The organism is Acidovorax sp. Leaf78, assembly GCF_001422735.1.
Lineage (GTDB): Bacteria > Pseudomonadota > Gammaproteobacteria > Burkholderiales > Burkholderiaceae_C > Acidovorax.
Map to the genome: position 1 here is coordinate 1 of NZ_LMLZ01000013.1, position 22,606 is coordinate 22,606.

Sequence of the window (22,606 nt, forward strand, 5' to 3'; positions counted from 1 at the left end):
CGACGCTCAGGGGCGGGGTGGGGGCTATCTTTGCCAGTCGGTCAAAGCCGATAGCCGGTATTCAGGCCCTCCACCCCAACACCTCCACCATACAAGCCAGTTCCACGGTGGCACTTGCCTGGGGCGTGCCAGTGCGGGGCGCTGTGCCATAGTGTTTGACGGCATTTCTGAGGACATTGCGGCCATGCCAGACTTCGGTGTGCACCACGCCCGGCAACCACCGCTCCAAACCCTTTCCTTTCGGTCGTCCGCCGCATCGCTGCGGCCCCGGGCCAGCCTTGTGCTGGCCTTTTGCATGGTGCTGGGTGTGGCGGGGCTGCTGACCGGGTGCGCGGCGCCGGTGCAGGTTGATGCATCGGCAGTGTCTGAGACCATGGCGGGCGGGTATGAACCCGCTTCTGCCGATGACGCCGACGCTGCTGCAGTGGCTGCAGCGCAGGGCGAGCACTTCGTGCGCCGGTCGCTGCCAGGTGCGGACGGGGCCACGACGCTGCAGGTCCTCACGCGCGACGCGCGCACCGCGCCGTTACGTTACCGCGTGATCGTCATCCCGGGCTCCGGCTGCGCGGGCATGGGGCCGATCGCCGAGCGCTACTTCGCCAGTCTGCTGCACGCGCAGGTGCTGGTGCTGCACAAGCCCGGTGTGGACCCGCAGGCACGCACGGCCCCGGGCGATTGCGCGCGGGACTTTGTGCTGCACGACCGCCTGTCCGCCTGGCTCGCGCATGCACGCGCTGCCCTGCAGGCCGATGCGCAGCAGCGCGCGCGGGAAGGCGGGCCCGCGCTGCCCCAGCTGCTGGTCGGCATCTCCGAAGGGGCCGAGCTCTTGCCCGCCCTGGCGCCCGAAGTGCCGCAATTGGCGGGTCTGGTGATGCTGTCGGCCAGTGGGCTCGATCCGCAGGAGGCGGGCACGCTGCAGGCGCAGCGCCTGGGCGCGCAGGCGGACTGGGACGCACTGGCCCGCAGGGTGGCCAGCCGCCAGCCCGACACCGTCGTGGCACAGGGCCGCAGCCTGGGCTACTGGCGCGACCTGTGGAGCTGGCCGCTCACGCTGCCGCTGGTGCACAGTCCCTGGCCGCTGCTGCAGGTGTGGGGCGCCGACGATGCGCTGGTGCCTGCTGCGGCCTACGAACGTTTTGCCGGGCTGGCCGCGGTGCGCACCGTGCCGTACTGCGCGCGCAGCCTTGCCGGCGCCGACCACGGCCTGCAGCGCCGCACTGCCGATGTGGCCGCCGACGGTGTGCAGCAGGTCTGGGCCTGGACCGAGCAATGGGCACGCACCCCGGCCGCCGGGCTGTGCGCGCCCCTGGGGCGCTAGCTGGCAATGGCGCAGCACCACGTTGCACCGCAGCCTTGCGATAGAGCGAAAGCGCCTAGCGGGAATGCGCAGCTTGGTTGGCAACACGGTGGACACTGGCGGTTCTGGCCGTGCCGCGGGGGCTTGGGTCAGCCTGGACGCGGCGGCTTGGGTCAGCCTGGACGCGGCGGCTTGGCGCGCACCGCTGCGCTGTGTTTAAGCCTTGGCCTGGCCCTGCTGGCACCTGCCGCGTTTGGCCAGACCATGCCTGCTCCCACATGCGGTGATTTCCTGGCAACGCTGCGGCACAAGCCGCCGGGCCTGGAATGGACGGGCTGTACCGAAGACCACTTTCACCAACTGCGCGCCCTGATAGCCACCTACCGCGTGCCGGGCGCGCAGGCCGCCGCTGTGGAGCGCTACCTCGCGCGCCGCACCGGCATGGCGCGCCTGCACTTCGTCTGCTGCGGCTGGGAGCCCCGCAGCCGCCGGGGCCGCGAGGGCGCTGGCAGCCTGTCGGGTCCGGCCGAGGCCTACATTGTGGAGATGAGTGCGGGCGAAACCCTGGTCACGCGCCGCAGCGACTGGGCGCAGATCCCGTGGTTCGAGGTGCGCGTCACGCTGCCGCTGGAGTCGCCGTAGCCCCGGCGCTTCCGTTCAGCGCGGCCGGTGCATCTTGAACAACTGCTCCGGCCCCACCGTGAAGTAGTCGGCCGGGCCCCCGGCGCGCAGGATGTGGCCGGCGTTGGCGGTGTCATACACGCCGTCCTTGAGCAGCCGCTTGTCGATGTGCACGGCCACCACCTCGCCCAGCACCAGCCAGGTGGGCACCTGCACGCCATCGGCGCCCTGCAGCTGCAGGATCTGCGTGCTGCGGCATTCGAAGGCCACGGGGCTCTCGGCCACGCGCGGCGGGCGCACCTGCGTGGACGGCTGGGGCGTAAGGCCCGCAAGGGTGAACTCGCTGACCTCGGGCGGCGCGTTGGCGCAGCTCTGGTTCATGGCCTCGGCCAGGTCGCGCGTGGCCAGGTTCCACACGAACTCGCCGGTCTCCTGCACATTGCGCACCGTGTCCTTGAAACCGATGCTCGCAAAGCCCACGATGGGTGGCACGTAGTTGAACGCGTTGAAAAAACTGTAGGGCGCCAGGTTGGTGGCGCCCGCCGCGCTCTGCGTGGAGATCCAGCCGATGGGGCGCGGCCCCACGATGGCGTTGAACGGGTCGTGCGGCAGGCCGTGGCCTTGGCGGGGTTCGTAGCTGTGGATGTCGGTGGCGGTCATGTCGTGCGTCGCAAAGGCAAGGGTGAGTCCATCGTAGGCGCTCGGGGCGCCCGGCGCAGGCCTGGGGTCATGCGGACAACGTATGTGGCCCTATGGTTTGAAATGCTATAAAAATAGTAGCTGGTAGCGCTTGTGCAGCAAGCGCTAGGCCGCATTTTTGCCCATGAAACCGCTTGGCGGCTGTCCCATGGCCGTCTTGAACATCGCCGAAAACGCGCTGTCGCTCGCGTAGCCGCTGGCCGCCGCCACCTGGCCCACGGGCTCGCCGCGCGCCAGGCGGGGCAGGGCATGGGCCAGCACCGCCTGGCGGCGCCACTGCGCAAAACCCATGCTGAACTGCGCGCGGAACAGGCGCGCCAGCGTGCGCTCGCTGGCGCCGCTGTCGGCCGCCCAGTCGTGCAGCGTGGCATAGCGGCCGGGCGCATCCAGCACCGCTTGGCACAGCGCACGCAGGCGCTTGTCGCTGCCCGGCCCGGGCAGGGGCACGCCCAGGGCCAGGCTTTCGGCGTGGCCGATCTCATCGAGCACCAGACCGGTCAGGGCGGCCATGCGCGCGGGGCCGGGCGGCGGGCCGCCCACCGGGTCCAGCGCGGACACCAGCTCGCGCAGCAGCGGCGTCACCGCCATCACGCGGCAGTGGGCCCCCACGGCCGGCACCACGCTCGGGTCGATGTACAGCGTGCGAAAGGCCGCGGCCTCCAGCACTGCCACCGCATGCAGCGCGCCGGGGGCGATCCACACTGCCCGCGAGGGCGGCACGATGTACGCCGTGGCGGCGGCCGCGGCATGCACGCTCACCTGGATCACCCCGCTGGCGCAGTAGGCCAGCTGCCCCCAGGCGTGGCGGTGGGGCTCGAAGTGCATGTCGGCCGGCATGTCGCGCGCCCGCACCCGCACGGGGCTCTCGGGCGTGGGGGTGAACGGGTCGATGTCTCCAAGCGGAGCGGCTTGGCTGGTGCGGGCCATGGCGGGGTTGGCAAAAAAAGCGGTGTGTTGCGCTGGCGGTCTGCCGCAGACCGACGGTTTGGCGCAAATTCGCCGAAACCTGTCGTTCCGTCGCATTCCAGAAACCGGGGCCCAATACTACGATGCCCCCATGACCACCGCAAACGCCACCAGCCTTCCGCCTGCCCCCATCCCGTTGCGCGCTGACGCCAGCGTCATCGGGCTGGTCGGCATCGCCCACCTCATCAGCCACTACAGCCAGCTGCTGCTCGCCCCGCTGTTCCCGTGGCTGAAAGACGCGTTCCAGGTCGGCTACACCGAGCTGGGTTTTCTCATGACCATCTTCTTCGTGGTCTCGTGCGCGGTGCAGGCGGGCTCGGGCTTCGTGGTGGACCGCTTCGGGCCCCGGCCCATCCTGTTCGGCGGCCTGGCGTTGCTGGGCCTGGCGGCCTTCGGTTTTGCGGCCAGCACCAGCTACGCCATGCTGGCGGGCTTTTCGGTGCTGGCAGGCATCGGCAACGGCGTGTTCCACCCGGTGGACTACACGCTGCTCAACCGCCGGGTGAGCGCGCCGCGCCTGGGCCATGCCTACAGCGTGCACGGCATCACCGGCAGCCTGGGCTGGGCGCTTGCGCCCGCCATGCTGGTGCCGATCGCCATCGCCACCTCGTGGCGCGTGGCGCTGGTGTGCGCGGGCGTGCTGGCGTTCTCGGTGCTGCTGGTGCTGCTGGTCAGCCGCCGCCACCTGGCGCTGCCACCCCTGCCTGCGCCGAGCCCTGCGGCCAAGTCCGCCGCCACGGGTGCGGCGGGGCAGGGCGGCAACTTCGCGTTCCTGCGCATCCCGGCCGTGTGGATGTGCTTTGCGTTCTTCTTCTTCTACGCCGTGGCGCTGAACGTGGTGCAGGCCTTCGCCCCCGAGGCCGCGCGCCAGCTGCACGCCGTGCCCGTGGCGCTGGCGGCGATGTGCCTCACGGTCTACATGGTGGCCAGCGCGGGCGGCATGGTGCTGGGCGGCTTCCTCGCGGCCGACCCCACCCGCTGCGAGCGCATCGTGGGCATCGGTTTCGGCCTGGCGGCCTGCGTGGCCGTGGCACTGGCCCTGGCGCACCCGCCCGGCGTGCTGGTGCCCGTGCTGTTCGGCGTGATGGGCTTTTGCGCGGGCATCGCCGGCCCGTCGCGCGACCTGCTGGTCAAGCGCTCCACGCCCGAGGGCTCCACCGGCCGCGTCTACGGCATCGTGTACTCGGGCCTGGATATCGGCCAGGCGCTGTCGCCGCTGCTGTTCGGCGTGCTGCTCGACCAGGGCCGCTTCACGGCTGTGCTGCTGGGGCTGGCCGTGGTGCAGGGCGTGCTGATCGCCAGCGCGTTCAATGTGCGCCGGGTGCGCAGGACAGCCCTGGCTTGATGGAGAGAACTGGCTGAGCCACCAGCTGTTGCGACCCCTGTGCGGTGAGATCGTGCGACGAGGCTGGGCGACGATGTAGCCGTGCGTTGGACGATGCAAGCCGTGACTTGGTACGCGATGTCCACCGCAGCCGCAGGTTCAGCGAGAGCCTATTTCGTTGTGGCAATAGTGGACTGAAAGATGGCTAAAAAGAAATTGACCACCAAAGGGGTGGCATTGCCTGGTAATCCTGACGGCATGCCGCTCAGTGAACTGCTGGCATTGCTGGAGAACGACTCCAACGACGAACATGCGCAGACGGCAATATTGGACACCGGAAAAATCCTGTTTTCGTCTTCGAGGCGCAAAGGGCTCGCTGCCTGGAAGACGCTCGGGACCTCGATAACTGCAGCGCCGAAGACCAGCTTGGCTGCCTGGCTAGGACACCGCGATTCCATTGCGGCCTTGGAGCGGCAAGGTCTGGCGGTTCCCCACTCGAAAATCTTTGCGCGCGATCCACAATTGAAGTCCGACCCCCATGGCCTGGGGCTTTCTGTGGAGCAAAAAGCTACGGATCTTTTTGTGCGCTGCGTGGCCTTCTGGGGCGCGCAGTCGATACAGCGCGCGGCTCTCGCGTGCGCAGAGCTGCAGTTCGCTGCGCGCAACCGCGCTCCTGCTGCGTTGTTGGTGTTGCGAAACGCTGCGATGGCCGCGGCCCGCAACTACATCGCTTGTCCCGGTGACGCCACCCGGTTGGCTGCGGTACAGGCATCCGAGGCTTGCTGGCAACACTGGGAAAAGCACCGCAACCCAGACAGTGCTGCTGCCCGTGCCACCTGGGAACACCTAGGCGCCCCCTGGTTTGCCGCCACGTTGGCGGGGGACGCCATGGACCTGACGGAATATGACGGCCCTCCGCCCCGAGTCGCCAGCAGTACCTGGGGTGCCCGCAGCACGAGTCATCTGAACCGTGCTGCAGAAGCCGCAGGGCACTGGACAAGTCCAGCCGAAGCCTTGCGTGCGATGCAGGAGGCCTTGCTGGCTTGGGCACTGAGCGACGCACCAGAGGCAGAGTTCACCTAGACTTCTCGTCCACCATAGCTTCAGGAAAAATTGTGTCCACCATGCCCCCGTCCGGCGCCGTCGTTTTTGCCAAGGATATTCAGCGGCTCGCTGCGTTCTACGAGCAGCTGTGCGGCCTGACCGTGGTGCATGCCGAGAGCGACCACATCGTGCTGGAGTCGGGCGCGGTGCAGATCGTGGTCCACGCCATTCCGAAGCGGATCGCCCGGACCATCACCATCACGCAGCCGCCCGTGGTGCGCGAGGAGACCCCCATCAAGCTGTTCTTCGCCGTGCCGGACCTCGCCCAGGCCCGGCTGCGGGCTGTGGAGCTGGGCGGGCAGATAGCGCCTGCAGGCAAGGAATGGGAGGCCCGGGGCTTTCGGGCCTGCGATGGCCATGACCCCGAAGGCAATGTGATCCAGCTGCGCCAGCGCCTGGCCTGACGCGGCCGGGCCGGCGCGCAGAAAAAGGCAGGGTGCCAGCACGGAGTGCGCCGATGTGCTGCAATGCGCTCCGGTCCCGGCAGGCAACGAACAACCCAGCCGCCGGGCACTGACCATTCTTTCCCTGTGCTTGACCCCATCCCCAGACCAGAAACCCTGCCATGACCTCTCCCCTGTACAACGCCAGCGTCCCGGTCCTTCGCCAGATGCTGAACTCGCTCAAAGACATCCTGGCCAAGACCGAGGCCCACGCCACGGCCCGCAAGATCGAGCCCGACGCCCTGCTGCAGGCGCGGCTGTTCCCGGACATGTTTCCCCTGGCGCGCCAGGTGCTGATCGCCTGCGACTTCGCCAAGGGCGTGGCGGCGCGGCTGGCGGGTGTGGACGTGCCCTCGTACCCGGACGCGGACCGCCCCGGTTTTGCTGATCTGAACCAGCGCATCGACACCGTGCTCGCCTTCATCGCGAGCCTGCCCGTGGAGGCCTTTGCCGATGCCGCCACGCGCACCATCATCCTGCAGGCCGGCACGCCGAAGGAAAAGCAGTTTGTGGGCGAGCAGTACCTGCTGCACTACGGCCTGCCGCAGTTCTTCTTCCACGTGACTACCGCCTATGCGCTGGCCCGCCACAACGGCGTGGAGCTGGGCAAGCGCGATTACATGGGCAAGGCCTGAAGCCCCCTGAGCCGCTGCGCGGCTTCCCCCTCAGGGGGACGCACCCAGTGGCCCGGCGAAGCCGGTTCCACGGGAAGGACTGGCTGCCCCCTGAGCCGCTTCGCGGCTTCCCCCGAGGGGGACGCACCCAGTGGCCCGGCGAAGCCGGTCCCACGGGTGCACTGGCGTTGGGGCGCGCCAGTGTTTGAGGGCGTGGAGGAATCGGGCTTGGGCAGCCACGCCTCCCGATATTTCACAACCCGTTCGGGCTGAGCTTGTCGAAGCCGGTGCGCAAACGTTGCACCATCAAGCCCTGAGTTCAGCGAGCAATCTGTGGGTGACGGCGGTTACCTGGCCACGCCAGCGGGACTGCGGCGCACCCAGGCAATCAGCACCCCCAGCACGCGGGGCCGCCACGACAGCGTGAACGCGATGGTGAGCGCCGCGCCCGCGAGCGCCATGAACCATACCAGCGACGCCATCGATGCGTGGTCCACGGCCAGGCACAGGGCCAGGGCCACGAGCAGGCCGGTGGCGCCCATCCAGCGCAGGGTGCGCACGGTGTGGCGCTGCAGTGGCTCGGTGCCGCGCACCTGCTCCCAGTGCGCGTCCATCGACAAGGCCAGCCATCCGAGGCTGATCACATTGACCGCCACGGCGGCGGTCAGCAGCAGGGCGTCAGGCACGGGCGGTCTCCAGCGCAGCGGCGGCGCCTGCATCTGTGCCAGAGGGGGTCAACTGACCCTGAGCGCGGCGATGGAGCTTGCGCGCGGCGAGCACGGCGATGGCGCTGCTGGCCAGGATGGCCAGGTCCACACCGGCCACCGGCCAGTAGCCGTTGCCGATGGTGCGCAGCAGGTGGTCGCCGGTGGTCACCCAGTTGAGCAGCACCGCGGCCACGCCCAGCACGGCGATGGCCCAGCACTGCTCGGCCCAGGCCGGTGCCATGCGGGCGCTGGCGACGGGGGCGGTGCGCCAGATGCCGTGCGCAAACGCCAGGGCCCAGGCGCCCCAGAAGATGGCTTGTTCCCAGTCTCCGCGCCCGGCGAGGTCTGTGGGCAGCAGGCGGTTGCCGATGAGCATGGTCAGCGCTGCGATGACGATGCCCGTCACGGTGGACACCGCGAACGCATCCACCCAGCGCGCACCGGTCACGCCCTGCTTGGCGTGCTGGCGCTTGCGCTTTTCCACGAAGAAGATGAAGCCGGTGGCAATGCACACGCAGCCCGACAGGCCGCCCAGCACATACAGCCAGCGCAGCAGCCAGTGGCGAAAGTGCTGCAGGTGCAGGCCGGTGAGGAAGGTGTTGACGCTGGCCACCGCGGTCTGGGGCGGGTCCTCGCGCAGCACGTCGCCGGTGCTGCCCTTGAAGTGGATGCCGTTGCCCACCAGCGCAATGCGGTCGGTGCCGGCGCGGTAGATGCTGACGTACGCGTTGGCATCGCCCACGTGCCGCACCACCAGAAAGCCCACGTCGCCCGCCATGCCCTGCGCGGCCCATCGGCGCTGGGCTTCGGTCACCATGGTGTCCACGGAGGCCAGGGTGCCCGGCACGTTGGCGCGGTCGTGGGGCAGGCCGGTCTCGGCGGCCTCGTGTTTTTCATGCAGCTCGTGCAACGGGTGCAACTGCGTGTGCGTGATGGGGAAGTACGTGCCGCCAAAGATCACCAGCCCCGAGAACGCGAAGATGAAGTGAAACGGGAGCGCTACCACGCCCGTGAGGTTGTGCAGGTCGAGCGCGCTGCGCTGCGTGTGCTTCTTGGGCCGAAAGGTGAACAGCTCGCGGAAGATCTTGCGGTGCATCACCACGCCGCTGACCAGGGCCACCAGCATCATCAGGGCTGCGAACCCCACGATCCAGGTGCCCAGGCTCTTCCAGTTCAGGTTCAGGCTGTAGTGCAGCGGGTAGAAGAACTGGCTGCCGATCTTGAGGTGGTCATCGGGCAGCGAGGCCCCTGAGCGCGGGTCGATGGTGCGGTTGCCCCAGACCATGTCCTCGGGGTCCTTGGCGTTGGGCAGCTCGTAGCCCGCAAACAGGCCCAGCACCGGATCGCGGTGGGTGGTGTAGGCGCTCCAGGTGTTGATGACCGGAAAGCTCTGCGCGATGGGCCCGTTCACGCGGCTCTTGGCCGCCTCCACGTTGGCCGCATCGGGCTTCATGTCCTGGAACACCGGCTTCAGGATCTTGTCGAACGAGGGCATCGGCTGCGGCTCGAACCGGGTCGCAGGAATCGCCCAGCGGTCGATCTCGCGGTCGAACACCGACAACGAGCCGAAGAAGAAAACGACCATCAGCACGAAGCCCAGCACCAGGCCAAACCAGGTGTGCAGCCAGGCCATGGTGAGCCGGAAATTTTGAAACATGGGACCTATCTCCTCAAGGCGTGCAGGTCACAGAATGGCGCGCTGCACCAGCCAGGCCGCGCCGGTCATCACCGCGCCGCCACCCGCCAGCACCAGCCACACGCGCTTGACGCTCGCCGCCGCAAAGGCCCACACAAAGGCCACCAGAAAGATGATGAAACCCACGATGTAGCCCAGCGCCTCGGCGTCGTGGAACTCCATGCGGGCCGCGAACAGCAGGCCGATGGCCAGCGCGATGAAGCCCCAGGTGAAGGCATAACCGCCCAGCACCCCCGCTGCGATGCGCGAAACGATGTTCAGGCGGGAGACTGCGCTGGTGGCCATGGGTGCGAAGATGCGAGTGGGATTGTGGATGAGACTGATTCGTAATTATGCCGTCCCTCGACCGATTACCCCATGGATGCCATGGTGATTGGGCGTCTTGCGGCGGCTGTGCGGCGCGCCGGAGGCGGGCGCTCTGCGCGCGTTTCGCAGGCCGCGTGCCGTCCTAGAATCGGCATTTCCGGTACCCCGGTCCCGCGCGCCGCCGGCGTGCGGTGGCGCGGGTCTCTTCTCCACCACCTCCTGTCACGCCAATAAGAATGAAACGATTGCCCACCCTTGTGGAAGGTTTGGACGAGATCCTCAACGGCGGTCTGTTCGAGGGCGGCGTGTACATCTTCGAGGGCCCGCCCGGGGTCGGCAAGACCACGCTGGCCAACCAGATCGCCTACACGCTGGCCCGGCGCGAGATCCGCACGCTGTACGTCACCATGCTGGCCGAATCCCATGCGCGCATGCTGCAGCACATGGAGCAGCAGATCTTCTTCGACCAGCAGGAAGTCAGCGCCACCGTGTTCTACGTGAGCGGCTACCGCGAGCTGGAGCAGGGCGGCCTCAAGTCCGTCGTCGAGCTGCTGCGCGCCGAGCTGATGCGCCACCGGGCATCGCTGCTCGTCATCGACGGCCTGGTGGTCAACAGCCTGGAGACCATGACCAACGACTCCGTGCGCCAGTTCGTGCACGAGCTGCAAAGCCTGGTCAGCGCCATGTCCTGCACCAGCCTCGTTCTCACCAGCGGCAACGGCAACGCGCTGAGCGCAGAGCAGACCATGGTGGACGGCATCTTCTCGTTCGAGGACCACGGCTTTCATTGGCGTGCAGAGCGCCGCATGCAGGTGCGCAAGTTCCGCGGCAGCCAGATCATCCGCGGGCAGCACACGTTCTGCATCTCCACGCAGGGCCTGCAGTTCTTTCCGCGGCTGGAGAGCCTGCCGCTCACCGGCACCCACGCGAAACTGGGCAAGACCGCCATCTCCACCGGCATGCCCGCGCTCGACGGCGTCCTACACGGCCGCGGCATCCTGACCGGCAGTGCGTCAGCGGTGATAGGGCAAACTGGCACAGGAAAAACCACATTGGCTCTGGCCTTTGCCGCCTGCTCCACACCCGACGCGCCAGGCTTGGTGCTTTCGTGCACGGAACTGGGCAGCGACCTGCGCCAGCTCGGCTCGGAACTGGGGCTCGGCATCGAGGCCGCGGTCGCCTCCGGGGCCCTGTCGATCAGGAACCTGGGACACGAGGACGAGTCGATGGACGAGATGGGCCACAAACTGCTGCGATTGGTCGATGAGCTGAAGATTCGGCGGCTGGTCGTGGATGGGGTTGCCGGGCTGGCGGACACCCTGGCGTTTCCGGAGCGTGGCTACCGGTTCCTGGGCCGGCTGCTCATCGAGTTGCGGCTGCGCGGTGTGACATCGTTGTTCACGGTCGATCCGGATGCGCTGGCCGTGGCGGCAGGAACGCCGCTTGCAGATGGCGTGACGGGCTGGTTCGACAACGTGTTCACGTTCGAGACGGTGCCCACGCGCGACAGAAAGGTGGACCAGCGTGTCCTCACGATCGGCAAGGTGCGTGGAGGCGGCGGCGGGGCCACGCAGTCGACCGTCGACTTGTTCGTTTCATTCTCCAAGGCCGCTGAGCCCTCAGCCGTTTAAATGAAAGATCGTCTCGATGAAACTAGTTCTGATTGTCGAGGACGAATATGGGAACGCCGAAGTGCTGCAACTCCTGCTCGAAGCGGAGGGCTATCGCGTCGCCGTGGCGTCCAATGGCAAGCACGCGCTGGACATACTGCAAACCGGTGAGCACCCTGCGCTGATCCTGTCGGACTTCATGATGCCCATCATGAATGGCGGTGAGTTCGGCACCGTGTTGAAGCAACATGCCACGCTGGGCCAGATCCCATTCGTGTTCATGAGTGGAACCAGCGAGGACGTGGTGCGGCGCGTCTTCCAGGGCTACGACGCCTTCCTGGTCAAGCCTATCGAGCTCGACAGCCTGCTGGCCGTCGTCAAGCGCTTGGTAGAAGAAGGTCCGCAGCGCCAGTCCAGCGCCGAACGGGTGGAAGCATCGACGCGCCAGGTGCTGCAAGGCATGCGCGTACCACCCCGCGACTGACGCGGCCCCGTGCCGCGCTGGTGCACCCCATCGCGGCGTCACGGCCATCGCCGTGCCATGCCAGAGTGATGTCGGCGATCGCGGCGATCGCATCGCCTGCGTTGACGGGTCAGACCACGCTGCGGTGCCGCTCGATGCAGGTGTCCAGCGTCTCCTCGCCCGTGCGCTGCCACCAGTCCAGCGCCGAGAAAATCTCCACCTCGGAATAGCCCGCAAAGCCCGCAGCCTCCACCCACTGGCGGATCTTCTTTAGCTCGATCACGCCGTCGCCCATCATCCCCCGGTCACTGAGCAAGTCGCGCGTGGGCAGGCGCCAGTCGCAGACGTGAAAGGCCAGCAGGCGCTCCTTGCCGGCGCGTGCGATCTGCTGCTGTAGCTTGGGGTCCCACCACACGTGGTACACGTCCAGGGCCACGCCCAGCGCGGCTTGCCGTGCGTCTCCAGTCGCGCCGGTGGCGAGCGGGTCCAGCGCATCGCAGATGTCGAGCGCGTGCTCCAGCGTGTTGATGCAGGCGCGGTCGGCCGCCTGCATGGGGTGCAGCGGCTCGATGGCCAGCGGCATGCCCACCTGGCGCGCGTACTCCAAGGATGCGGCGATGCCGTCGACCACCTCGCTGCGCGCACGGGCGAGGTCGGTGTAGTGCGGCGTGCCGTCGAGCGCACCGGGCAGCGCACCCACCACCAGCACCAGGCAGGCGGCGTTCAGCGTCTTGGCCTCGTCGATGGCGCGGCGGTTGTCGTCGAGCGCGGCGCGCAGGCCCGCTGCGTCCGCGGCCGGGAAGAACCCCCCGCGGCAGTAGCCCGACAGCTCCATGCCGTGGGCGCGCAGCTGGCGCGCGGTGGCATCGAGCCCGGCCGCCGCCACCTGGTCGCGCCAGGGGCTGATGGCGCGGATGCCGCGCTCCGCGCACTGGTCGATGATGCGTGCGAGCGGCACTTCCGCACCCTGCTGCTTGCGCACGGTGGCGGTGTTGATGGAGAGCCAGCGGTGGTCTTGGGTGAAATCGCGCATGGTGGTCAGGCGCTCACGCCATGCAATGCCAGCAGATGGCCCATGCGCTGCACCGCCAGCTCGGGCTGCTCCAGCAGGTCGGCCTGGTCGGCCAGCCGGAACAGCTCGGCAAAGTGCACCAGCGAACGCGTGCTCTGCTGCCCGCCCACCATGGTGAAGTGGCTCTGGTGCCCGTTGAGCCAGGCCATGAAGACCACGCCGGTTTTGTAGAACCGCGTGGGCGCCGCGAAGATGTGGCGCGACAGCGGCACCGTGGGCCCCAGGATGGCGTGGAAGCGCGCCGTGTCGCCCGCGGCCAGGGCGGCCAGCGCCGCGCTGGCGGCCGGTGCGATGGCGTCGAAGATGCCCAGCAGCGCATCGCTCTGGCCCTGGCGCGGCGTGCCGCCCGCGCCGTCGCCGGCGATGAGTTCCGCGTAGTTGAAATCGTCGCCGGTGTACATGCGCACGCCCTGGCCGTCGGTGCCGCCGGTGGCGGGCAGGCGGCGGCGCATGGCGACTTCCTTGTCCTTGTCGAGCAGCGAGATCTTGATGCCGTCGACCTTGTCCGGGTGCGCGGCGATCACGGCCAGGGCGGTGTCCATGGCCGCATCCACGTCGCGCGAGCCCCAGTAGCCCGCGAGCGCCGGGTCGAACATGTCGCCCAGCCAGTGCAGCACCACGGGCTGCTGTGCCTGCGAGAGGATGCGGTCGTACACACGCTCGTAGTCGGCGGGGCTCTGCGCCACGCGGGCCAGCGCCCGGCTGGCCATCACGATGAGTTTGCCTCCCAGCTTCTCGATGGCTTCCATCTGCTCCTCATAGCCGCGGATCACGTCGTCCACGGACTTGACCTCGTCGAGTACCAGGTGGTCCGTGCCGCAGCCCGAGGCCACCAGCGCGCCGTGGCCGAAGTCGCGCGCCGCGTCCAGCGAGCGGCGGATCAGCTCCAGCGACGTCGGCCAGTCCAGCCCCATGCCGCGCTGCGCGGTGTCCATGGCCTCGGCCACGCCCAGGCCCAGCGACCACAGGCGCTGGCGGTAGGCAATCGTCGCGTCCCAGTCCACCGCGCACTGCAGCCACGGGTCGATCGCGGCCAGCGGGTTGGCCACCACGTGGGCGGCCGAGTAGGCGATGCGGTTGAACGCCGCGCCTTGCTGCGGCACGACCGGCGGGCGGCCTTGCAGGGTGTAGGGGCTGATGCGGCCATCGGCCGTGGGCAAGGGGAGGCTAAGGGCCATGGTGTGCTCGCGGATTGAAGTCAAAATGCTGCCTGCCGCTTGATGAGTAAGCGCTAGCAGCTATTAAATTGATAGTGATTGCCTTTGGTAGCCGTCACGCCTGCAATGGCGCCACGTCCACCCAGCGGCGTTCCTTCCAGCTCTCCAGGGCCGCTTCGACCAGCTGCACGCCCTTGGCGCCTTCGGGCAGGGTCCAGCGGTACGGTGCGTCTTCCACCACGTGGCGGATGAAGTGCTCCCACTGGATCTTGAAGCCGTTGTCGTAGACCTGCGAGTCCGGAATCTCCTGCCACTGGTCGAAGAAGTTCATGGTCTGCTTCTCGTCGGGGTTCCACACCGGGCGCGGCGTGGCAACGCGGCTCTGCGCGCGGCAGCTGGAGAGGCCCGCAACGGCCGAGCCATCGGTGCCGTCCACGTGGAAGGTCACGAGGTCGTCGCGCCGCACGCGCGTGGCCCAGCTCATGTTCAGCTGCGCGATCACCGGCTCGCCGTTGTGGCCGGTCAGTTCGCAGGTGGCATAGGCCGCATCATCGGCCGTGGCCTGGTACGGCTGGCCGGCCTCGTCCCAGCGGGTGGGGATGTGCGTGGCACCGATGCAAGACACCGACTTCACCTCGCCGAACAGGTTATCCAGCACGTAGCGCCAGTGGCACATCATGTCCAGGATCATGCCGCCGCCGTCTTCGGTGCGATAGTTCCAGCTCGGCCGCTGGATGGGCTGCAGGTCGCCTTCGAAGACCCAGTAGCCGAACTCCAGGCGCACGCTCAGCATGCGGCCGAAGAAGCCCGCGCGGCGCAGCATGTCGAGCTTGCGCAGGCCGGGCAAAAAGAGCTTGTCCTGCACCGCGCCGTGCTTGAGGCCCGAGCCCGAGGCCAGGCGCGCAATCTCCACCGCCTCGTTCAGGTTGGTGGCAATCGGCTTTTCGCAGTACACATGCTTGCCCGCGCGGATCGCCTTGGCCAGCAGTGTGGGGCGCATCTGCGTGGTGCCGGCGTCGAAGAACACCGTGTCCTCGGGGTTGGCCAGGGCGGCGTCCAGGTCGGTACCCCAGCGCGCGATGCCGTGGGCTTTGGCCAGCGCCTCCATCTTCTCGGCATTGCGGCCGATGAGGATGGGGTCGGGCATCACGCGATTGCCATTGGAGAGCACCACGCCGCCCTGCGCGCGGATCGCGCAGATGGAGCGGATCAAATGCTGGTTCATGCCCATGCGGCCGGTAACGCCGTGCATGATGAGTCCGAGTCGTTGGGTTGCCATGGCGGTGGTGCTTTCGTTCAGTTCTAAGGTTGCGAATAGAGAAGAAAAAATGGGCAAAGCGCGGCCCGCACGCCCCGCGAATGCAGGGCGCTGCTGACGGGGTCACTGCATCGCGGTATTCACCGCGCGCTGCGTGCCCTGACGGATCGTGTTTACTGCGCGGGCTGCAAACCTGCGGCTTTCACCAGCGTGGCGTTGCTCTTGATCTCGTCCTTGATGTAGGCATCGAACTGCTCGGGCTTGAGCGTCCAGGCATCGGCGCCGAGCTTCAGGAAGCGTTCCTTCACCTCGGGCGTGGCCAGCGCCTTGACCACCTCGTCGTGCAGGCGGTTGACGATGTCGCGCGGCGTCTTGGCCGGCACCATCATCCCGATCCAGAAGTTGAACTCCGAGCCGGGCACGCCGGCCTCGGCCGTGGTGGGCACATCGGGCAGGGCGGCGGCTCGCTTGGGCGAGCCCACGGCCAGCGCCAGCAGCTGGCCGTCCTTGATCTGGCCGATGACGGGCGCAATGGGCGAGAAGTAGTAGTCCACGCGGCCCGACAGCACCTCGGTCACGGCCTCGGCCGAGCCCTTGAAGGGGATGTTCTGCGCGTCGATCTTGGCGGCCAGCTTGAACTTCTCGGCGTTCAAATGCGTGGCACTGCCCTGGCCGGCCGAGGCGAAGTTCACCGTGCCCGGCTTGGCCTTGGCCGTGGCCACCAGATCCTGCAGCGTCTTGATGCCCTTGGCGGGCGAGATCACCAGCGCGTTGGGCAGCGACGAGATCGGCGTCACGCCCGCGAAGTCGCCCACGGTATCGAACGGCAGCTTGGCGAAGGTCGAGGGGCTCACGGTGTGCGACGACGAATGGATCATCACCGTGTAGCCGTCCGGCGCGGCCGTGGCAACGGCCTGCTGCCCGATGGTGCCGCTGGCGCCGCCGCGGTTGTCCACCACCAGGGTCTGTCCCATGCTCTGCCCCATCTTGTCGGCAATGGCGCGCGCAATGATGTCGGTGGTGCTGCCCGCCGCGAACGGCACGATCACGCGCACCGGTTTGGTCGGGTAGCTGCCTTGCGCCAAAGCGCCGAAGGACAGGGTGGTGAGCGCGGCCGCCGCCAGGGCGGTGGCCGCTGCGCGGCGGGTGGTGCGGGTGATGGGCATGGATTTGTCTCCGTTGGCAGGCTTGGACTTGCTCTTTAATTCACTGATTGGTGAATAGAGTGCATTTTTGAGGAATGCGCTGCGCACGTCAACGCGCTGTGACTGCCAAGGTTTAGGGGTTTACCCGGGGCTGCGCCGAAGCCCCGGCACTGCGGTGCCTCGCCTGACCGTCCTGCCGCCTGCCGCGCGCCGCTCAGTGGCGAGGCGAACTGCGGTCCCGTCGCGCAGCGTGCAGTTGTTGAAGGGCCTGCGCCATCAGCGCGCCAGGCGCCTCTAGCCCCGCAGCACGTAGCCGAGGATCACATCGCACATGTGCGACAGCCGCTCGTTGCACGCCTTGGGCGCCATGAGGTCGCGGCCGAAGATGGCCGACAGGGTGTGGTTGTTCGACAAATAGAAATATGACAGCCCGGCAATCGACACGTACAGCTGCAGCGGGTCCACCCCGCCGCGAAAACTGCCGTCGCTGCGGCCGCGCTCCAGCACCTCGGCCAGGGTGGCGATCAGCGGCGAGTTCATCTCCCGTGCACGCTGCGACTCCTGCAGGTGCCGCGCCTTGTGCAGGTTGGCGCTGTTGAGCAGGGTGAGGAACTGCGGGTTCTCCAGGTAGTACGTCCAGGTGAACTCCACCAGCCGCCGGATGGCCGTGGCGGGCGCCAGCTCCAGCAGGTTGAGCTTGCGCTCCTCCTCGCGGATGTGCAAATACGCCTGCTCCAGCACCGCCTGGAAGAGCTTTTCCTTGTCTTCGAAGTAGTAGTAGATCAGCCGCTTGTTCAGCCCCGCCCGCTCGGCGATGCGATCCATGCGGGCGCCGCCCAGGCCGTGCTCGGCGAACTCGTCGCGCGCGGCGCTGAAGATCACGCCCTGCGAGCGGTCGGCATCCCGCTGGCGCTCCTTGGCGGGGGTCTCGGTGTCTTTGGTCATGCCCGAATAGTTCACTATCTGGTTAACAAAATCCAGTCCGGGCTGGATATCAAGGGGCGGGCAGCGGCGATGTGGGGGCGCGCGGTGCGGCGCAGTGGCCGGATTGTGCCGTGCGCGCAAGCGCTGGCTTGTACAGCGATCTCACTGCGCATAGTCGAGCGGCAGCGCGGTGGTGAACTTGATCTCCTCCATCGCAAAGCTGGAGCTCACGTCCGACAGCGCCACGGCCCGGGTCAGCCGCTTGTACACCGCGTCGTACGCGCGGATGTCGGGCACCACCACGCGCAGCAGGTAGTCCACGTCGCCGCTCATGCGGTAGAACTCCACGATCTCCGGGATGCCCATCACCACGTCGCGCAGGGTCTCGAACCACTGCTGGTGGTGCTGGTTGGTCTTGATGGCCACGAACACGGTCACGCCCACGTTGACCTTGCGCGGGTCCACCAGCGCGACGTGCCGGGTGATGTAGCCCTTCTCGCGCAGCCACTGGATGCGCCGCCAGCAGGGCGTGTTGGACAGGTTCACCGCATCAGCCAGTTCGGCCAACGGTGTCTCGGCGTTGTGCTGCAGCAAAGCCAGCAGTTGGCGGTCGATGGAATCCAGATTCTGTTTCACGGCAAATATGAAAACTCGTTTCTCCTATTTGGCGCCCCGGCGGGAATAAAAGCAAAATGATTTTCATCAAACCGTCACATACTGGATGGGCGCTTCTGGCACGGAATCTGCGCACTGTTGCTGCGCGGGGCCGAGCCGCACCCACCGTGGTGCGAGGCGGTCGGTGGCGTGCCGTGCCACGGTGCGGGCGATTCGTTTACTTTTCCCTTTTCTACCAAGGACTTCATCCATGACGGCTTCTGCCTTTCGACGCCAACCCGCCCTCTGGGGCTTGAGCATTGCCGCCCTGGCCGTGCTGGCCGCCTGCGGCGGCAATGACGGCCCCGCTACGCCCGTCGCCACGCCCGAGCCCGTCGAGCAGTACGTGCCGCCAGAGCCGCCCTCGGGCTACACGCCTAAGACCATCAGCTATGCCAACAAGGACATGGTGTCCACGGCCAACCCGCTGGCCACCAAGGCCGGGGTCGACATCCTGGCCAAGGGCGGCTCCGCGCTCGATGCCGCGATTGCCGTGCAGATGGTGCTGAACCTGGTGGAGCCGCAGTCGTCGGGCATCGGCGGCGGCGCGTTCATGCTGCATTTCGACAAGGGCGCCAACAAGCTCCTGGCCTATGACGGCCGCGAGACCGCGCCCAAGAACGCCACCCCCAACCTCTTCATCGGTGCAGACGGCAAGCCCCTGGCCTTCTTGGCGGCGGTGGACGGCGGCCTCTCGGTGGGCACGCCCGGCGTGCTGCGCATGCTCGAAGCCGCGCACAAGGTGCACGGCAAGCTGCCCTGGAAGGACCTGTTCGAGCCCGCCATCGCGCTGAGCGACAACGGTTTTGCCATCTCGCCGCGCATGAGCGTGTCCATCGCCGGCTCGGCCGCGCGCATCAAGGCACAGGGTGAGCCCGGCGCCAGCTACTTCCTCAACGCCGACGGCACGGCCAAGGCGGCCGGCACGCTGCTCAAGAACCCCGAGCTGGCGGCCACGCTGCGCGCCATTGCGGCCGGCGGTGCCGATGCGTTCTACAAAGGCGACATCGCCAAGGACATCGTGGCCAAGGTTGCGAGCCACCCCACCAACCCCGGCAAGCTCTCGCTGGACGACCTGAACAGCTACACCCACAAGGTGCGCGAGCCCGTCTGTGGCGTGTACCGCACCCAGTACCGCGTCTGCGGCATGCCCGCGCCGAGCTCGGGCGGCATCGCCGTGCTGCAGACGCTGGGCCTGCTGCAAGGGTTCGATCTGGCGGCCATGAAGCCCAACACGCTGGATTCGGTGCACGTGGTGTCCGAGGCCTACCGCCTGGCGTATGCCGACCGCGCCGTGTATGTGGCCGACCCTGACTTCGTCAACGTGCCGCAGGCCGGCCTCATCAACGCCGACTACCTCAAGGACCGCGCCAAGCTCATCAGCCTGACCAAGAGCATCGGCACGCCCACTGCCGGCACGCCGCCCGGCGTGAGCGGCGCCAAGGGCCTCGACAACTCGGCCGCCCTGCCGTCCACCACCCACCTGTCCATCATCGACAACGCGGGCAATGCGGTGTCCATGACGACCACCATCGAGAACGGCTTCGGCAGCCTGCAGATGGTGCGGGGCTTTTTGCTCAACAACCAGCTCACGGACTTCTCGTTCACCGCCACCGACGCTGCAGGCTTGCCGATCGCCAACAGCGTGCAGCCCGGCAAGCGCCCCCGCAGCTCCATGGCGCCCACCATCGTCTTCAACGCCACCACCGGCGACCTGGAAGGCGCCATCGGCTCGCCCGGCGGCAGCGCCATCATCCAGTACACCGCCAAGGCCATCCTGGGCATGACGGACTGGGGGCTGAACGTGCAACAGGCGATCAACCTGCCCAACTTCGGCGCGCAGACCAACGCCACCACGTCCATCGAAAAAGGCTCGGTCATCGACACGGTGGCCATCCGCGACGGCCTGAAGACCCGCGGCCACACCGTGGCGCAGACCGACACCTTCACCAGCGGCCTGCACGGCGCGGTCTACAACGGCGTGCGTGGCAACGGCACCCCCGGCCTGTTCGCGCGCAACCCCGGTGCAGGCACCTTTGCCGGTGGCGCGGACCCACGGCGCGAAGGCACGGCGCAGGGCAACAACTGATCGGTTGATATGCAAAAGGCCGCCGCGCTCCGAGAGGGGCGCGGCGGCCTTTTTTTGTGGCCCGCCCGCTGGGTGGCGATGGTGTGCGGTGGGCAGGCATCGGCCCACCGGCCCACGCTCAGCGCGGCGGAACGACCCGCTGCAGATAGTCCGTGACTGCGCTCTCCTACAAAGTTCTTTCGGTGTGGATGAAGTGCCCGTTGCCGCCCGCGGGCGCGGGCAGTGCGATGAATTGGCCCGTGCCGCCGGCTGCTTCAAAGGCCGCGAAATTCTGCCGGCTGTGTTGTAGAGAGTAGTACGGGTCCTTGTCCCCATAGAGCCACAGCGTTGGCTTGCGAAAGGCCGCGCCCCGGCGAAAGGCCACCGGGTTGATCTCGTCTGCCGCAGGGCACAGGTCACCCACCCAGCCGCCCACGAAGTTGATCACGCCCGCGAACATCTGTGGCTGGCTGCCCGCATACGCCACCGACAGGATGCCGCCGCGCGACACGCCGCCGATGAGCGGGCGCGTGGTGTCGACATCCGGCCGCTGGCGCAGGTAGGCCATGGTGGCGTCGAGGTCCGCGATGGCACGGTCCACGCCGGGCAGGGACCGCTCGGGCCGGCACGCATAGCGCGAGCGGTCGGCTTCGAAACCCTCGTCGTACAGCCCGTCGGACTGGCCGCGCCCGCGACGCTGCGGAAACACCACCTGCCAGCCGCGTTCGGCAAAGTAGCGGCCGACCTCGGGGCTCGCCGAGGTGAACTTGAACCACGCGGGCTGGTTGCCCTCGCCGGTGGAGCCGTGGTTGAAGACCAGCGTGGGCCAGGGTCCGGGCGTTGCCACCGGGCGGTACACCACCATCTCCAGCGTCTGGGCCTGGCCGTTCTCCGTCCAGGGCGTGGGCACGCGCTCGGTGCTGCTGCGGTAGGGCCGGGCCTGCGCTTTTTGCGTCAACACACCTGCAGCCAGCAGCTGCGCATTCGGGCGCCACAGCGACATGTCCATGTCGCCGTCGGCCCGCAGGCGCAGCACCAGCTTCGTGCCGGTCTTGAGCTGCGCGACGAGCTCCCCGTCGACAAAGAGGGCGTCCGTGCGTTCGGTGAAGGCCGGTTGCCCGCTGCTGGCCGCTGCGTACACCAGGGTGGCGCCCGTGGGCGATAGTTTCTCGACGGCCAGCTTCACATCGCACACCTGGGCGACACAGGCCCAGCCCTGCCACACGCCGCTCCAGCGTGAGATGCCGGGCGACACGGTGCTGTCGGGCGCGACCACCGCCACATCGGCCGGCAGTGCGGCGTCGATGGGACTTTCCGACACGCCAGCGGACAGGCGCGGCATGTAGTCCGGCCACGCCGTGGGCTCTGCGTGCACCGCGCCTGCGGCAGCCCATAAAGCTGCTGTAGCGACCATGGTGGCCCTCAGCCGCCAGCCCTGTCCTGCCATCGTTGTCCTCCTGTCGAATGATCGAACGACTATAGCAACGGCACTGTGCGCCCCGGCACTACTGGCGCGGCGTTGTTCGCCGTGGCGCTGCCGCCGGCAGTGCGCCCGCCAGTGTCTTGAGCAGCGTGGTGAAGGTCGCCGTGGGGCCCACGTTGTCGTCGCTGCGGTAAACCAGCGTCAGCGGTACCTCCAGCCGGCCATGGTCCACCAGGTGTCGGTACGCAATCGCATGGCGGTGCACGCCCAGCATGGACGATGGCACCACCGAAATGCCGGTGCCTGCGGCCACCAGGTTCAGGTTGGTCAGCATGCGCGCCACTTCGGCCATCACGCGGGGCTGCACGCCGTGCTCGTCGCACAGTGCCAGCAGGTTGGCGTACAACCCCGGCGCGCCGGTGCGGCGCACCAGGATCATCGGCTCGCCGTGCAGGTCGGCCACCTCGATGGGCAGCGGCTTGCCGCGGCGCTGGCGCAGCGCGAGCGGGTGGTCGATGGGCAGCGCCACCATGGCAGGCTCGTGCTGCAGGGTGTCGAACGCCAGGCCGGCAGGCCGTGCCACAGGTACACGCAGCAGGCCGCAGTGCAGGCGGCCATCGGCCACGGCCTCGGTGATCTCGGCGGCGTTGTTCTCGCCGATCTCCAGCACCAGGTCGGGGTGCCGCGCGCGGCATTCGCGCAGGGCAAACGGCGTGAACTCGTGCGCTGCTGCCGAGCTGGTGAAGGCAATGGACAGCCGCCCGGTCTTGCCTTCGGCCAGCAGCTGCATGCGGCTGTGCAGCGCATCGAAGTCGTGCACCAGGCGCGTGGCGTCGGCCTGCAGCGCGCGCCCGGCCTCGGTCAGCGTCACGCCCTTGGCATGGCGTTTGAAAAGGGCCAGGCCCACTGCGCCTTCCAGCGCTTTGATCTGCTGGCTCAGCGGTGGCTGGGCCATGCCCAGTTGCTCGGCGGCGCGCGTGATGTGGCCTGCATCGGCGACGGCCAGGAAGTAGCGCAGTTGGCGGATGTCCATATCAGTGACAGCAGCGGGCTGT

Annotated in this window: 22 protein-coding genes; 9 read left to right on the forward strand and 13 right to left on the reverse strand. The window is 67.9% G+C overall.

Annotated features, from left to right (window positions below; all coding sequences use genetic code 11):
• Positions 1-184: 184 nt before the first annotated feature.
• Together ASF16_RS10960 and ASF16_RS26460 are read left to right on the forward strand one after the other, a co-directional pair.
• A complete protein-coding gene (locus tag ASF16_RS10960) occupies positions 185-1,318 on the forward strand; it encodes an alpha/beta hydrolase (protein WP_235507339.1) in 1,134 nt (377 codons plus the stop codon).
• Positions 1,319-1,561: 243 nt separating this feature from the next.
• Positions 1,562-1,939 carry a DUF4952 domain-containing protein gene (locus ASF16_RS26460; RefSeq protein WP_162241070.1) on the forward strand — a complete coding sequence of 126 codons (378 nt, stop codon included), beginning with the start codon at positions 1,562-1,564 and terminating at the stop codon, positions 1,937-1,939.
• A gap of 15 nt (positions 1,940-1,954) precedes the next feature.
• Here ASF16_RS26460 and ASF16_RS10970 read toward each other — a convergent pair whose 3' ends face one another.
• Positions 1,955-2,578, reverse strand: a complete 624-nt coding sequence (locus ASF16_RS10970; RefSeq protein WP_056166575.1) for a flavin reductase family protein — start codon at positions 2,576-2,578, stop codon at positions 1,955-1,957.
• A 144-nt stretch (positions 2,579-2,722) separates the two neighbouring features.
• Complete coding sequence (locus tag ASF16_RS10975; RefSeq protein ID WP_056166578.1) at positions 2,723-3,544, reverse strand: helix-turn-helix domain-containing protein; 822 nt, start codon at positions 3,542-3,544, stop codon at positions 2,723-2,725.
• 130 nt (positions 3,545-3,674) lie between these two features.
• Between ASF16_RS10975 and ASF16_RS10980 the strand changes: the two genes are divergently transcribed.
• From ASF16_RS10980 to ASF16_RS10995, 4 genes are all read left to right on the forward strand, one after another.
• Positions 3,675-4,928 carry an MFS transporter gene (locus ASF16_RS10980; RefSeq protein ID WP_056166581.1) on the forward strand — a complete coding sequence of 418 codons (1,254 nt, stop codon included), beginning with the start codon at positions 3,675-3,677 and terminating at the stop codon, positions 4,926-4,928.
• A gap of 180 nt (positions 4,929-5,108) precedes the next feature.
• Complete coding sequence (locus ASF16_RS10985; protein ID WP_156372031.1) at positions 5,109-5,990, forward strand: hypothetical protein; 882 nt, start codon at positions 5,109-5,111, stop codon at positions 5,988-5,990.
• Positions 5,991-6,031: 41 nt separating this feature from the next.
• Positions 6,032-6,415 carry a VOC family protein gene (locus tag ASF16_RS10990; RefSeq protein WP_056166587.1) on the forward strand — a complete coding sequence of 128 codons (384 nt, stop codon included), beginning with the start codon at positions 6,032-6,034 and terminating at the stop codon, positions 6,413-6,415.
• 161 nt (positions 6,416-6,576) lie between these two features.
• Positions 6,577-7,089, forward strand: a complete 513-nt coding sequence (locus ASF16_RS10995) for a DUF1993 family protein (protein ID WP_056166591.1) — start codon at positions 6,577-6,579, stop codon at positions 7,087-7,089.
• Positions 7,090-7,415: 326 nt separating this feature from the next.
• On the opposite strand, the gene ASF16_RS11000 is transcribed toward ASF16_RS10995, so the two are convergent.
• From ASF16_RS11000 to ASF16_RS11010, 3 genes are read right to left on the reverse strand one after another with little or no spacing between them, the layout of a single operon-like run.
• Positions 7,416-7,754: a DUF3325 domain-containing protein gene (locus ASF16_RS11000; protein ID WP_235503861.1), complete on the reverse strand. Its 339-nt coding sequence runs from the start codon at positions 7,752-7,754 to the stop codon at positions 7,416-7,418.
• Positions 7,747-9,432 (reverse strand): PepSY domain-containing protein, encoded by a 1,686-nt coding sequence (locus ASF16_RS11005; protein WP_056166597.1) that lies wholly within the window; start codon positions 9,430-9,432, stop codon positions 7,747-7,749. The genes ASF16_RS11000 and ASF16_RS11005 overlap by 8 nt, the downstream gene beginning before the upstream one ends.
• A gap of 27 nt (positions 9,433-9,459) precedes the next feature.
• Entirely contained in the window at positions 9,460-9,756 is a 297-nt protein-coding gene (locus ASF16_RS11010) for a hypothetical protein (protein WP_056166599.1), read from the reverse strand.
• Positions 9,757-10,013: 257 nt separating this feature from the next.
• Here ASF16_RS11010 and ASF16_RS11015 point away from each other — a divergent pair, with 257 nt between their 5' ends.
• Together ASF16_RS11015 and ASF16_RS11020 are read left to right on the forward strand one after the other, a co-directional pair.
• Entirely contained in the window at positions 10,014-11,408 is a 1,395-nt protein-coding gene (locus ASF16_RS11015; RefSeq protein ID WP_082516871.1) for an ATPase domain-containing protein, read from the forward strand.
• Positions 11,409-11,424: 16 nt separating this feature from the next.
• Positions 11,425-11,871 (forward strand): response regulator, encoded by a 447-nt coding sequence (locus ASF16_RS11020; RefSeq protein ID WP_056166604.1) that lies wholly within the window; start codon positions 11,425-11,427, stop codon positions 11,869-11,871.
• Positions 11,872-11,980: 109 nt separating this feature from the next.
• Here ASF16_RS11020 and ASF16_RS11025 read toward each other — a convergent pair whose 3' ends face one another.
• From ASF16_RS11025 to ASF16_RS11050, 6 genes are all read right to left on the reverse strand, one after another.
• Positions 11,981-12,883: a sugar phosphate isomerase/epimerase gene (locus ASF16_RS11025; protein WP_056166607.1), complete on the reverse strand. Its 903-nt coding sequence runs from the start codon at positions 12,881-12,883 to the stop codon at positions 11,981-11,983.
• Between the two features lie 5 nt (positions 12,884-12,888).
• The gene (locus ASF16_RS11030; protein WP_056166609.1) at positions 12,889-14,100 is read right to left on the reverse strand and encodes a dihydrodipicolinate synthase family protein; all 1,212 of its coding nucleotides are present in this window, start codon (positions 14,098-14,100) and stop codon (positions 12,889-12,891) included.
• Between the two features lie 94 nt (positions 14,101-14,194).
• Complete coding sequence (locus ASF16_RS11035) at positions 14,195-15,358, reverse strand: Gfo/Idh/MocA family protein (protein ID WP_056166613.1); 1,164 nt, start codon at positions 15,356-15,358, stop codon at positions 14,195-14,197.
• Between the two features lie 152 nt (positions 15,359-15,510).
• The gene (locus ASF16_RS11040) at positions 15,511-16,503 is read right to left on the reverse strand and encodes a tripartite tricarboxylate transporter substrate binding protein (protein WP_056166615.1); all 993 of its coding nucleotides are present in this window, start codon (positions 16,501-16,503) and stop codon (positions 15,511-15,513) included.
• 273 nt (positions 16,504-16,776) lie between these two features.
• Positions 16,777-17,427 carry a TetR/AcrR family transcriptional regulator gene (locus tag ASF16_RS11045; RefSeq protein ID WP_056166618.1) on the reverse strand — a complete coding sequence of 217 codons (651 nt, stop codon included), beginning with the start codon at positions 17,425-17,427 and terminating at the stop codon, positions 16,777-16,779.
• Positions 17,428-17,568: 141 nt separating this feature from the next.
• Positions 17,569-18,030, reverse strand: a complete 462-nt coding sequence (locus ASF16_RS11050) for an Lrp/AsnC family transcriptional regulator (RefSeq protein WP_056166706.1) — start codon at positions 18,028-18,030, stop codon at positions 17,569-17,571.
• Between the two features lie 241 nt (positions 18,031-18,271).
• On the opposite strand from ASF16_RS11050, the gene ggt reads away from it, so the two are divergent.
• A complete protein-coding gene (ggt, locus tag ASF16_RS11055) occupies positions 18,272-20,149 on the forward strand; it encodes a gamma-glutamyltransferase (RefSeq protein WP_056166623.1) in 1,878 nt (625 codons plus the stop codon).
• A 166-nt stretch (positions 20,150-20,315) separates the two neighbouring features.
• On the opposite strand, the gene ASF16_RS25445 is transcribed toward ggt, so the two are convergent.
• Both ASF16_RS25445 and ASF16_RS11065 read right to left on the reverse strand, forming a co-directional pair.
• Positions 20,316-21,542 carry a S9 family peptidase gene (locus ASF16_RS25445; RefSeq protein ID WP_235507340.1) on the reverse strand — a complete coding sequence of 409 codons (1,227 nt, stop codon included), beginning with the start codon at positions 21,540-21,542 and terminating at the stop codon, positions 20,316-20,318.
• 91 nt (positions 21,543-21,633) lie between these two features.
• Positions 21,634-22,584, reverse strand: coding sequence for a LysR family transcriptional regulator (locus ASF16_RS11065; protein WP_056166626.1), 951 nt, complete (start codon positions 22,582-22,584; stop codon positions 21,634-21,636).
• Positions 22,585-22,606: the final 22 nt, after the last annotated feature.